The 12,339-nt window shown below is 69.0% G+C and carries 10 protein-coding genes; 9 read left to right on the top strand and 1 reads right to left on the bottom strand.

All coding sequences use genetic code 11. The annotated features are described in order from the left end of the window. The first annotated feature begins 4 nt into the window (after nt 1-4). Nucleotides 5-1,177 carry a glutamate--cysteine ligase gene (locus Pka01_RS26885; protein WP_203885679.1) on the top strand — a complete coding sequence of 391 codons (1,173 nt, stop codon included), beginning with the start codon at nt 5-7 and terminating at the stop codon, nt 1,175-1,177. Nucleotides 1,178-1,452: 275 nt separating this feature from the next. Beyond that, a complete protein-coding gene (locus Pka01_RS26880; protein WP_203885703.1) occupies nt 1,453-2,664 on the top strand; it encodes an amidohydrolase in 1,212 nt (403 codons plus the stop codon). 69 nt (nt 2,665-2,733) lie between these two features. Here Pka01_RS26880 and Pka01_RS26875 read toward each other — a convergent pair whose 3' ends face one another. Beyond that, nucleotides 2,734-3,981 carry an AI-2E family transporter gene (locus Pka01_RS26875; RefSeq protein ID WP_203885678.1) on the bottom strand — a complete coding sequence of 416 codons (1,248 nt, stop codon included), beginning with the start codon at nt 3,979-3,981 and terminating at the stop codon, nt 2,734-2,736. Nucleotides 3,982-4,312: 331 nt separating this feature from the next. Between Pka01_RS26875 and Pka01_RS26870 the strand changes: the two genes are divergently transcribed. The 7 genes from Pka01_RS26870 to Pka01_RS26840 all read left to right on the top strand — a co-directional run bounded on the left by Pka01_RS26870 (nt 4,313) and on the right by Pka01_RS26840 (nt 12,330). Beyond that, complete coding sequence (locus Pka01_RS26870) at nt 4,313-5,332, top strand: BMP family lipoprotein (protein WP_239115336.1); 1,020 nt, start codon at nt 4,313-4,315, stop codon at nt 5,330-5,332. A gap of 189 nt (nt 5,333-5,521) precedes the next feature. Beyond that, nucleotides 5,522-6,556, top strand: coding sequence for a BMP family lipoprotein (locus tag Pka01_RS26865; protein WP_239115334.1), 1,035 nt, complete (start codon nt 5,522-5,524; stop codon nt 6,554-6,556). A 100-nt stretch (nt 6,557-6,656) separates the two neighbouring features. Then, on the top strand, nt 6,657-8,189 hold the full coding sequence (locus Pka01_RS26860; protein WP_203885701.1) for an ABC transporter ATP-binding protein: 1,533 nt from the start codon (nt 6,657-6,659) through the stop codon (nt 8,187-8,189). After that, nucleotides 8,186-9,310, top strand: a complete 1,125-nt coding sequence (locus Pka01_RS26855; protein ID WP_203885676.1) for an ABC transporter permease — start codon at nt 8,186-8,188, stop codon at nt 9,308-9,310. The genes Pka01_RS26860 and Pka01_RS26855 overlap by 4 nt, the downstream gene beginning before the upstream one ends. 67 nt (nt 9,311-9,377) lie before the next feature. Further along, nucleotides 9,378-10,649 (top strand): ABC transporter permease, encoded by a 1,272-nt coding sequence (locus Pka01_RS26850; protein ID WP_203885675.1) that lies wholly within the window; start codon nt 9,378-9,380, stop codon nt 10,647-10,649. Next, nucleotides 10,646-11,035 carry a cytidine deaminase gene (locus tag Pka01_RS26845; RefSeq protein WP_203885674.1) on the top strand — a complete coding sequence of 130 codons (390 nt, stop codon included), beginning with the start codon at nt 10,646-10,648 and terminating at the stop codon, nt 11,033-11,035. Before Pka01_RS26850 ends, Pka01_RS26845 begins: the two co-directional genes overlap by 4 nt. An 8-nt stretch (nt 11,036-11,043) precedes the next feature. Next, the gene (locus tag Pka01_RS26840; protein ID WP_203885673.1) at nt 11,044-12,330 is read left to right on the top strand and encodes a thymidine phosphorylase; all 1,287 of its coding nucleotides are present in this window, start codon (nt 11,044-11,046) and stop codon (nt 12,328-12,330) included. The last annotated feature ends 9 nt before the right edge of the window (nt 12,331-12,339 follow it).

The raw sequence follows: 12,339 nt of genomic DNA, 5'->3' as shown, positions 1-12,339 counted from the left end.
TGCGGTGGCGATCGAATTCAACCCTTCGCGCGGTACGACGCTCGGTGTGGAGTGGGAGCTTCAGCTCGTCGACAGGCACACCCGTCAGCTCCGGCAGGACGCCAAGGAGGTGCTCGCCGCCGTTCCCGAATTGAGCGAGGGCCGGCGTCCCAAGGCGATGCACGAGCTGATGCAGTCGCAGATCGAGATCGTCACCGACGTCTGCAACACGGCGGGCGAGGCCGTGGAGGACCTCAAGCGGAGCCTCCGGCGCCTCCAGGAGGTGGTGGAGCCGCGCGGAACGGGCCTGGCCTGCACCGGGACGCACGCCATCAGCGACTGGCGGGACGCGGTCTACGCGCCGGTGCAGCGGTACGCCGAGCTGGTCGAGGAGATGCAGTGGCTCGCGTGGCGGATCCAGACGTTCGGGGTGCACGTCCACGTGGGCGTCACGGATCGGGAGAAGGTCATCCCGATCGTCAACGCCCTGGCGGCGCACCTGCCGCACTTCCTCGCCCTGACGTCGTCCAGCCCCTACTGGGGAGGGCAGGACACGGGGCTGTCCTCGAGCCGCGCCATCGTCTTCGGCGCCCTGCCGACCGCGGGCCCGCCGCACCTGCTGGCCGACTGGGCCGAGTTCGAGGAGTACATGAGCACGTTGCTCCGCGCGGGGACGATCAGGAGCATCAAGGAGGTGTGGTGGGACATCCGGCCGCATCCCGACTTCGGCACGATCGAGGTGCGGATGTTCGACGGCATCCCCACACCGCGCGAGGTCGGCATGGTGGTCGCCCTGAGCCAGTGCCTCGTGCACCAGTTCGACCAGCAGATCGACCGGGGGTACAAGCTGCCGCATCCCGCGGCCTGGGTCGTGCGCGACAACAAGTGGCGCGCCACGCGCTACGGCCTCGACGCGGACGTCATCACCGACGACCATGGCAGCACCGCGCCCATGCGCGACGTATTGTATGAACTTCAGCGCGAACTGGAACCGGTGGCAGAAAGACTCGGCTGTGCCGAGGAGCTCGCCGTCATGACCGACGTGCTGGAACAAGGGAGTTCCTGTGAGCGCCAGCGGGCGATCCTCGCTGAAGGGGGAACTCTCGAGGACATCGTGGACGCGACGTTGATCGAACTCGCCGAGGACCGGTTCGTGACCTCGAACCCCAACCGAGGGTCCGGACATTCGAGTGCCTGATACGTATGTCTGATTTGTACGTCAAAGGAAACCGACTTCTGGCATCACGCAGTTGCCGGTGTAAATACTGGGCAATCCACCGCCTAGGACGGTCGATGCGTGGAAAGATTGTGAAGGAAGGGTCGGTGGTGGCGTGACGCCCGCACGACCCTTTCGAGCTTTCAGCGCGATCTCCTCGGCTCGATTGCTTTCGACGATCCCGCGATCCGTGGCTGGACGGCTCGCCGGAGAAGGGAAGACCTGTGACCACCTCATCGAAGCTCGCCCCGCCTGACATGGCTCCGCCCGGGGGAAACGACCTGGCTGGGCAGCTGGCGGGCTTCCTTCGCGAGCACAACGATGAGCTGATCGAGTTCCGGCGCGATGTCCATGCCCACCCGGAGATCGCCTTCAGCGAGCACCGCACCACCGAGAAGATCGCTGAGCGGCTGACGGACGCGGGCCTGACGCCCCGGCTGCTGTCCCGTGGCACGGGCCTGTGGGTCGACCTCGGCGAGGCCAGCGGGCCCACGGTGGCGCTGCGCGCCGACATCGACGCGCTGCCCATGGAGGACGAGAAGGACGTTCCGTACCGGTCGACGAACCCGGAGGCCTGCCACGCGTGCGGGCACGACGTGCACACCGCGGTCGTCCTCGGAGCCGGGCTGTTCCTCGCCTCGCAGGCGGACGCCGGCGCCCTGCCCGGCCGCGTGCGTCTGATCTTCCAGCCGGCCGAGGAGGTCGCGGGCGGCGCCCTCGAGGTCATGCGTGACGGCGGCCTCAACGAGGTCGACCGGATCTTCGCCCTCCACTGCGACCCCAGGATCGACGTCGGGCAGATCGGCCTGCGCACCGGTCCCATCACCGGGTCCTGCGACCACATCCAGATCAAGGTGTCCGGCCCCGGCGGGCACACCGCCCGCCCGCACCTGACCGTCGACCTCGTCTACGCGCTCAGCAAGATCATCACGGAGCTTCCCGCCGCCCTGTCCCGCCGGGTCGACCCGCGGTCGAGCCTCAGCCTGGTGTGGGGTCAGATCACCGCCGGCTATGCCTTCAACACCATCCCGGACGTCGGCACTGCGCAGGGGACCATCCGGTCCCTGGACGAGAACGCCTGGCACCAGGCGCCCGACCTCGTCAAGGCGCTGCTCGACTCGGTCGCCGGGGCGTACGGCGTGGACGCGGAGCTGAACTACAAGCGCGGCACGCCTCCCACGGTCAACGAGGCCACGAGCATCCAGATGCTGCACGACGCCATCGACCAGATCCTCGGAGAGGGAGCGGCCGTCCCCACGCCGCAGAGCCTCGGCGGCGAGGACTTCTCGTGGTACGTCGAGTCGGTGCCCGGCGCTCTGGCACGGCTCGGCACCAGGTCGCCGGGCGCGATCGACGAGGTCGACATCCACCGTCCGGAGTTCGACGTCGACGAGCGGGCGATCGGCTACGGGGTGAAGGTCATGGCCGCGACGACACTGACCGCGCTCTGGGGGGCCGACGCCCACTGACGCCGGTCGGCCGCCCCGGCGCGGGGCGGTCAAGAACTGACGCTGGCCGGCCGCCCCGGCGCGGGGCGGTCACGAGCGGTCCAGGCGTGGGAAGGCGATCTCGTTCAGCAGCAGCCGGATGGCGGCCGCGACGGGGATCGCGATCAGCGCGCCGACGATGCCGAGCAGGGCTCCGCCGATCAGGACGGCCAGAACCGTGACCACTCCGGGCACGTCGACGGCCTTCCCCATGATCTTGGGGACGATCAGGTAGTCCTCCACGAACCGGTAGGCGAGGTAGAAGCCCAGCGTGGCGAGCGCGACCGGGAACGAGACCAGGAGCGCCACGAGGCAGACGACCACTCCGCCGATCGTGGACCCCACCACCGGCACGAGGTCGACGAGGGCGACGAACAGGGCGAGCAGCGCCGGGTACGGCACTCCGAAGATGACCAGCCACAGGAAGGTGGCCACGCCGGCGATCACCGAGGTGATCAGGTTCCCCAGCACGTACGCGCCGACCTTCATCAGGACCTGGTCGGTGATGAGGACGGCCCTCGCCCGCCGGGAGCGGGGGATGCACCGGTAGACGGTGCCGGTGATGCGCGGCAGGTCCGCCAGGAAGTAGATCATCAGCACGCAGACGATGAGGAAGGACGCGGCCGTGCTCAGGACGATCCGGCCGGCGCCCAGCAGGCCGCCCGCCAGCGAGAGCCCGGTCCCGGACGTCGTCAGTTCGGTGATGCGCCTTTCGATCTGGAAGCGCTGGTTGAGGCTGCCGAGCACGGAGTGACGGTCCTGCAGGCTGTGGACGTAGCCGGGGAGTTGCTTGGCGAACTGGCCGCCCTGGTCGACCAGGGCGGGGATGGCCAGGGCGAGGAATCCGCCCGCCAGTCCCAGCGTCGCCAGCACGATGGCGGTCACCGCCGCCCATCGCGGCAGGCGTCTGCCCACCAGCCACTCGACCGCCGGGTTGAGGCCGATGGCCAGGAACATCGCGAGCCCGATCAGCACCAGGACGTCGCGCACGCTGATCACCAGTTGGATCAGGGCGTACGTCACCGCGATCCCGGCGGCGCCGGCCATCCCGATGAAGAAGGGCGACCGGTGGTTGAAGGGGCGGCCGAGCCTGCCGAGCGGCCGGTCGTCGCCGGCGCGGGCGTCCGCGGCGACCTGCGCAGGCTGTGCGGCGGCCGGGTCCGTGCGGCCGTGTCCCTGCGCGGTGGGCCGTGCCGGCGGTGAGCCGGTCTCGTCCGTCTGCCGTCCGGTGCCGCCCTCCTGCGCGGTGCCGCTGTCGGCCGGATTCACTCCCTTGCCGGTGGCGTGCTCGTCCGCCATGGCGGCACTTCCTCTCGTCGACGCCTCGCCATCCCGAGGCGGTCGCTCTACCTCGAGGACGGGCGGTCGGTCCGAACCGGAATTCGCGGCGGTGACCGATGAGAAACGCGTGAAATTGCCGATAACGGGCACATCACGGCCGGCTTCGCCGTACGGCGCGAGAAAAGGCGTTCTCAGGTGAAGAGTGGGACGCCGGTGGTGCCGCCAGGCCCGCGGTCACCCACAATTCGGAATAAAGTCCACAAATTTGGACAAATATTGTATTGGTCGCTAGTTATCTCTTACCCGACATAAGCCACATTAGTGGGTCAACGTCAGTGAAGGAGGTCTCTTGCGGTCGATCGCCGTGCTCATGGCCGGAACTCTGGTCGTAGCCGCCGCGTGCGGTGGCAAACCGCCTGAATTCTCCGGATCGGACGCCTCCTCGATGAAGGTGGGGCTGGCGTACGACATCGGCGGGCGCGGGGACCAGTCGTTCAACGACGCCGCCGCGGCCGGGCTCGACGACGCCAAGAGAAACCTCGGACTCCGGACCGTGAAGGAACTGGAGGCCACTCACGGGGAGACCGACGCGCAGAAGGCCGAGCGGCTGCGTGTTCTGGCCGAGGCGGGATACAGCCCGATCATCGCGGTGGGTTACGCCTATTCGGAACCGATGAAAAGGGTCGCCCCCGACTTCCCCGCCACCCGCTTCGCCATCGTGGACGACACGATGGCCAGGGGGCCCAACATCTCGAATCTGCTGTTCGCCGAGGAGCAGGGCTCGTTCCTCGTCGGCGCCGCCGCCGCGCTGAAGTCGCGCACGGGACACGTCGGCTTCGTGGGCGGCGTCGAGTCGCCTCTGGTGAAGAAGTTCGAGATCGGCTTCGTCCAGGGGGTCAAGCACATCAAACCTGAGGACACCGTCGACGTGAAGTACCTGGCCCAGCCGCCCGACCTCACCGGGTTCGACGACCCGGCCAAGGGCCGGCTGGCCGCCCAGGGCATGTACGACGCCGGGGCCGACGTGGTCTACCAGGCCGCCGGGGGATCGGGGGCCGGCGTGTTCGAGGCCGCGTACGAGCATCACGCGTGGGCCATCGGCGTCGACTCCGACCAGGCGAGGACGGCCGCGCCCGACGTCCGCGGCAACATCCTGACCTCGATGTTGAAGAAGGTCGACGTGGCCGTCTACGACTACATCGCGAACATCTTGGACGGCACGGTGAGGTCGGGCCCGACTGTCTACGATCTGAGGCTGGGCGGAGTGGACTACTCGACCACCGGAGGCCACATCCGGGACATCCAGCCACGGCTCGAGGAGCTCAAGCAGCAGATCATCGTCGGCAAGATCAAGGTGCGTGCCGCCTGACCTCCTGGTCACGGGGCGGCGTGAGCTGCATAACGGACCTATTGCGGACTTGTGTGCGGGTTTGGTCTATGCAGGTCAAACAACTATCTTCCGTGCAGGGTTGCCGTGCGTTCTGCGTGCGTGCACCGGAAGTTGGACGGCGCGGACACGGAAGGGGAGTACACCTTGCTCCGCAATCGAGTTAGCAAGATGGCCGCCGCCACTGCCGCGGGGGCCATGCTCATGGCCGCCGCCGCGTGTGGAGGTAGTGACAGCACGACATCGGAATCCACCACCGGTGCCTCGGCGCCTGCCGCCGCCGCGGTCAAGGTGGGTCTCGCATACGACATCGGCGGTCGCGGAGACGGGTCCTTCAACGACGCCGCCGCGGCCGGCCTGGACAAGGCCGTGACCGAACTCAAGGTCGAGAAGAAGGAACTGGAGGCGACCCAGGGCGAGACCGACGCCCAGAAGGAGGAGCGCCTCCGGCTGCTCGCCTCCGGCGGGTACAACCCGGTCATCGCGGTGGGCTTCGCCTACTCCGTGCCGCTCGGGAAGGTGGCGAAGGAGTTCCCCGACACGAAGTTCGCCATCGTCGACGACCCGGTCGCGGCCCCGAACATCTCCAACCTGCTGTTCGCCGAGGAGCAGGGCTCGTTCCTGGTCGGCGCGGCGGCCGCGCTCAAGTCGAAGTCGGGCAACATCGGCTTCGTCGGCGGCGTCGACGTCCCGCTGATCCACAAGTTCCAGGCGGGCTACGAGGCCGGCGCCAAGGCGGTCAAGCCGGACATCAAGATCCAGTCGAAGTACCTCACCCAGCCCCCGGACTTCGGTGGATTCGGTGACCCGGCCAAGGGCAAGACCGCGGCCGAGGGCATGTTCGACGCGGGCGCCGACATCGTCTACCAGGCCGCGGGCGGCTCGGGCGGCGGCGTCTTCGACGCGGCCAAGGCCGCGAAGGGCCTCGCGATCGGCGTCGACTCCGACCAGGGCGCGCTCCCGGCCTACAGCGGCGTCAAGGACGTCATCATGACCTCCATGATCAAGAAGGTCGACGTCGCGGTCTTCGACTTCCTCCAGCACTACGTGTCCAACACGGTCAAGGAAGGCCCCACCATCTACGACCTCAAGGCCGGCGGCGTCGACTACTCCGTGACCGGTGGCCAGCTCGACGACATCAAGTCGCAGCTCGACGACTACAAGCAGAAGATCATCAGCGGCGAGATCACGGTTCCTTCCTCCTGATCTGCACTGACGTGGGGCCCGCGGGCATAGCCCCGGGCCCCTTGGTCTACTGTCACAAAACAATGTCCGTCACCAGGCACTCCGCAAGGAGGAGGCCGCCATTTCCACCGCGACCGCCACAGAACCTGCTGTAGAGCTCGCCGGAATCACCAAGAGATTCCCCGGAGTCGTCGCGAACCGAGACATCGATCTGCAGGTCGCGAAGGGCCGGATCCACGCCATCGTCGGAGAGAACGGCGCCGGCAAGTCCACCCTCATGAAGATCCTCTACGGCATGCAGCGTCCGGACGAGGGCGAGATCAAGGTCGACGGTTCCCCCGTCGTCTTCCACACGCCCGGTGACGCCATCTCCCACGGCATCGGCATGGTCCACCAGCACTTCATGCTGGCCGACAACCTCACCGTGCTCGAGAACGTCGTCCTCGGCAGCGAGCCCCGCCGCGGCGGCGTCGCACTCGACTTCCGCGCCGCCCGCAAGAAGATCAAGGAGATCTCCGACGCGTACGGCCTCGCGATCGAGCCCGACGTCCCCGTCGAGGAGCTCGGGGTCGGTGCCCGCCAGCGAGTCGAGATCCTCAAGGTCCTCTACCGCGGCGCCCGCATCCTCATCCTCGACGAGCCGACCGCCGTCCTCGTTCCCCAGGAGGTCGACGAGCTCTTCGACAACCTGCGAGGACTGGTCCGCGAGGGCCTCACGATCCTGTTCATCTCCCACAAGCTCGACGAGGTGCTGCGGGTCGCGGACGCGATCACGGTCATCCGCCGCGGCACGACCGTCGCGACGCTCGATCCCAAGGGCGTGACCGCGCGCCGGCTCGCCGAGCTCATGGTCGGCAGCGAGCTGCCCAGCCCCGAGACCCGCGAGTCGACCGTCACCGACGTCGTGGCGCTCGCCGTACGGGACCTGACGGTACGCAGCGACACGGGCCGGGCGATCGTCGACGGCGTCACCCTGGAGATCCACAAGGGCGAGGTCCTGGGCATCGCGGGCGTCGAGGGCAACGGGCAGGCCGAACTCGTCGAAGCGATCATGGGGATGCGCGGCTCGACCGGCGACATCACCCTCGCCGGCGAGGACATCAGCCAGTGGTCCACGCTGAAACGGCGGGAGGCGGGCATCGGGTACATCCCGGAGGACCGGCACCGGCACGGGCTGCTGCTCGAGTCGCCGCTCTGGGAGAACCGGATCCTCGGCCACCAGACCCGGCGGCCCAACGTCAAGGGCCTGTGGGTCGACCGCGCGGGAGCGCGGGCGGACACCCGCAGGATCGTCCAGGACTACGACGTCCGCACCCCCGGCATCGAGGTGGACGCGGCCGCGCTGTCCGGCGGCAACCAGCAGAAACTGATCGTGGGCCGGGAGATGAGCGGCGACCCCGTCCTGCTCATCGCCAGCCACCCGACGCGCGGCGTCGACGTGGGCGCGCAGGCGGCGATCTGGGACCACCTCAGGACGGCACGAGCCGCCGGTCTCGCCGTGCTGCTGATCTCGGCGGACCTCGACGAGCTCATCGGCCTGTCCGACTCACTCAAGGTGATCCTTCGCGGAAGGATCGTCGCGGACATCGACCCGACCTCCGTGACTCCCGAGCGGCTCGGCTCGGCCATGACGGGCGCCGGGGAGGGCGCATGAGCACCTTTGTCGACCGGCTCCTCGGACGGGTGAAGCTGAGCGGCTGGCTGGCCCTGGTCGCCCCGCTGCTCGCCGTCCTGTTCGCCGTAGTGATCACCTCTGTCGTGCTCCTCGCCACGGGCAAGGCTCCGCTGGAGACCTTCCAGGCCCTCGCGCAGTACGGCTCCCAGCCGCGGACGATGGCCGTCATCGTCAACACGGGCACCGAGTACTACATCTCGGCCCTGGCCGTGGCCATCGGCTTCCGCATGAATCTGTTCAACATCGGCGTGGACGGCCAGTACCGGCTGGCCGCCGTGGTGGCGGCGGGCGTCGGCGGCGCGGCCCTGCTCCCCGGCGTGCTCAACATCATCCTGATCGTCGTGGTCGCGGTGGTCGTGGGCGCCCTGTGGGCCGCGATCGCGGGCCTGCTGAGAGTGACCCGCGGCGTGAGCGAGGTCATCTCGACGATCATGCTGAACTCCATCGCCACCGGCATCGGCTCGTGGCTGGTGACCAACCACTTCGGAGTCCTCAGGGGCAACGAGCTCGCCACCAAGGAGATCCCCGGGGACTCCCGAGTGCCGGGCATGGCGCTCATCCCCGGAACCCAGTTGCAGGTCACCGGCTTCATCGTGCTGGCGCTCGTCCTCGGCGTCGCCTACTACGTCCTGCTGAACCGGACCAGGTTCGGGTTCGAGCTGCGGGCCACGGGACAGTCGGAGACGGCAGCGGTGGCCAGCGGGATCAGCGTCAAGAAGATGATCGTCATCACGATGGTCGTCTCCGGCGTGGTCGCGGGACTGATCGGCATGCCCGAGCTGCTCGGCGCGTCGTACAAGTACAGCACCAACTTCCCCACGGGCCTCGGATTCACCGGCATCGCGATCGCCCTGCTCGGCCGCAACAACGCGGTGGGCATGGCGATCGGCGCGCTGCTGTGGAGCTTCCTGGACAACTCGTCCGACACGCTCCAGCTGCTCGACATCTCCAAGGAGATCGTGGCGATCATGCAGGGAGTCATCGTGCTCTCCGTGATCATCGCGTACGAGCTGGTCCATCGGTACCGCATCGTGGCGGAGCAACGGCGGGTCAGCCGCGAGCTGGCCACCCCCCAGCAGGCGGAAGGTGCCGCGGCATGAGCCAGCGACCCACACAAGACTGCCGGCGGCCGGTGAGCGCCGCCGGAACGCTCACCGAGGAGCAGTCATGAGCGCGACGGGCCTCACTGCGGACCGTCCCGTGGAGGCGCCGCCGAACCGGCGGTTCAGGCTGACCTTCCCGATGCTGCTGCTCGGCGTCGCGGGCCTCATCGTGCTGCTGTCCGTCGCGCGGATGGTCACGGGGGCGAACGACATCACCTCGGGCGGCACCGTCAGCGCGGCGCTGGGCCTGGCCGTGCCGATCGGGCTGGCGGCCCTCGGCGGCCTGTGGTCGGAGCGGGCCGGCGTGGTCAACATCGGCCTCGAAGGCATGATGATCCTCGGCACGTGGTTCGGCGCCTGGGGCGCGCTCCAGTTCGACAACCCCTGGGCCGGGGTCGTCGCGGGCGCGATCGGCGGTGCGCTGGGCGGCGCGATCCACGCCGTCGCGACCGTCACCTTCGGGGTGGACCACATCATCTCCGGTGTGGCGATCAACATCGTCGGCGTCGGCTTCACGCAGTACCTGTCCAAGCTCGTCTTCGACGGGATGCCGGGCGGCGGCGCCAAGCAGTCCCCGCCGCTCCCCTCGATGAGCACGCTGAGCGTCCCGTGGATCGGCGAACCGCTGCGGACGCTCGAGGCGAAGCACTGGTTCGTGCTCTCCGACTTCGCCGGAGTGCTGCGCGGGCTCACCCAGAACGTGTCCGCCTTCACGATCCTGGCGATCCTGCTCGTGCCGCTGACGTACTACGTGCTGTGGCGCACCGCGTTCGGCCTGCGGGTGCGGTCGGTCGGCGAGCGGCCCGTCGCCGCGGAGTCCCTCGGCGTCAACGTCTACCTGTACAAGTGGATCGCGGTGCTCTTCTCCGGCGGCCTCGCCGGGCTGGGCGGCGCGTTCCTGTCCCTTGTGGCGGCGGGTATCTACCGTGATGGGCAGACAGGCGGCCGCGGATACATCGGCCTCGCGGCCATGATCTTCGGCAACTGGCGGCCCGGAGGCCTCGCCGGTGGCGCGGCACTGTTCGGATACACCGACGCGCTGCAACTCCGGCAGGGCGGGACCTCGGTCCACGCGCTGCTGTTCGTCGTCGCGCTGCTGCTCGCCGCCGTGGCGGTCTACCAGCTCGTACGGCAGAGGCGCAACAAGGCGGCGCTGATCACGGGGATCGGCGCGGTCGTGGTCTTCGTGGTGTTCGCGGTGACGGACACGGTGCCCGAGCAGTTCACCTCGTTCACCCCCTACCTGACCACGCTGCTGGTGTTGTCGCTGGCCTCGCAACGGCTGCGTCCGCCGGCCGCCGACGGCATTCCGTACCGGAGGGGGCAGACGACATGACCATCGACTGGGAGACGCTTCACGCCGAGGCCAGGGAGGCCATGGCGAAGGCGTACGCTCCGTACTCCAAGTTCCCGGTGGGCGCGGCAGCGCTCGTCGACGACGGGCGCGTCGTCACCGGGTGCAACGTCGAGAACGCGTCGTACGGCCTCGGGCTGTGCGCGGAATGCGGGCTGGTCTCCGCGCTCCACGCGACCGGAGGCGGCCGTCTCGTGGCGTTCACCTGCGTGGACGGCCACGGTGAGCTGCTGATGCCGTGCGGCCGCTGCCGCCAGCTGCTCTTCGAGCACGGCGGGCCGGAGTTGCTGGTGGAGACGCCTGAGGGGCCGTGGCGGCTCGCGGACCTCGTGCCGTTCGCCTTCGGCCCCGACGACCTGTCGCGATAGGGGGAAGCATGGGTTTCGACGCGATCGACGTCATCATCACCAAGCGGGAGCGTGGCGCGCTGTCCACCGCCCAGATCGACTGGGTGATCGACGCGTACACGCGGGGCGCGGTGGCCGACGAGCAGATGTCGTCGTTGCTGATGGCGATCCTGCTCAACGGGATGGACCGCAGGGAGATCGCGGACTGGACCCAGGCCATGATCCGGTCGGGGGAGCGGATGGACTGGTCCGTCCTCGACCGGCCCACCGCGGACAAGCACTCCACCGGCGGAGTCGGCGACAAGATCACCTTGCCGCTGGCTCCGCTCGTCGCGGCGTGCGGCGCCTACATCCCGCAGCTGTCCGGCCGCGGGCTCGGCCACACCGGGGGCACGCTCGACAAGCTGGAGTCCATTCCGGGCTGGCGCGCGTCCCTGTCCAACGCCGAGATGCTGGACGTCATCCGCGCCGCAGGGGCGGTCGTCTGCGCGGCGGGCAGCGGCCTGGCCCCAGCGGACAAGAAGCTGTACGCCCTGCGGGACGTCACCGGCACCGTCGAGTCGATCCCGTTGATCGCGTCGTCGATCATGTCGAAGAAGATCGCCGAAGGCACCGGGTCCCTGGTGCTCGACGTGAAGGCGGGTTCCGGCGCGTTCATGAAGAACGTGGACGACGCCAGGGAACTGGCGCGGACGATGGTCGAGCTCGGCACGGACGCGGGCGTGCGGACCGTCGCCCTGCTCACCGCCATGGACCGCCCCCTGGGATACGCCGTGGGCAACGCACTGGAGGTCGAGGAGGCGGTCGAGGTCCTCGCCGGAGGCGGCCCCTCCGACGTGGTGGAGCTGACCGTACGGCTGGCACGGGAGATGCTGGAGGCCGCGGGCGTCCGGGGCGCCAAGGACCCCGAGGAGGCGCTGAAGGACGGCTCGGCGATGGACGCCTGGCGGCGCATGATCAGCGCACAGGGAGGCGACCCCGACGCGGCCCTGCCCAAGTCGGGCGAGTTCGTCGAGATCACCGCGCCCGCGTCGGGGGTGTTGACGAAGCTGGACGCGCTGGCCGTCGGCGTGGCCGCCTGGCGGCTGGGAGCGGGAAGGGCCCGCAAGGAGGACCCGGTGTCGGCGGGAGCCGGCGTCATGCTGCACGCCAAGCCGGGCGACGTCGTCACCGAGGGCAAGCCCCTCATGACGTTGCACGCGGACGAGACCGCGAGGTTCGAGCGGGCGCTGGAGGCGCTGGAAGGCGCCTACACGATCGGCGCGGACGGCGAAGCAGACCTGCTTCCCCTGGTCATCGGCCGGATCACCGCGTAGCCGTCACCG

It is taken from the genome of Planotetraspora kaengkrachanensis, assembly GCF_016862895.1.
Lineage (GTDB): Bacteria > Actinomycetota > Actinomycetes > Streptosporangiales > Streptosporangiaceae > Planotetraspora > Planotetraspora kaengkrachanensis.
The sequence above is the reverse complement of the archived record's forward strand: the minus strand, read 5'-3'. Positions and strand labels throughout refer to the sequence as shown.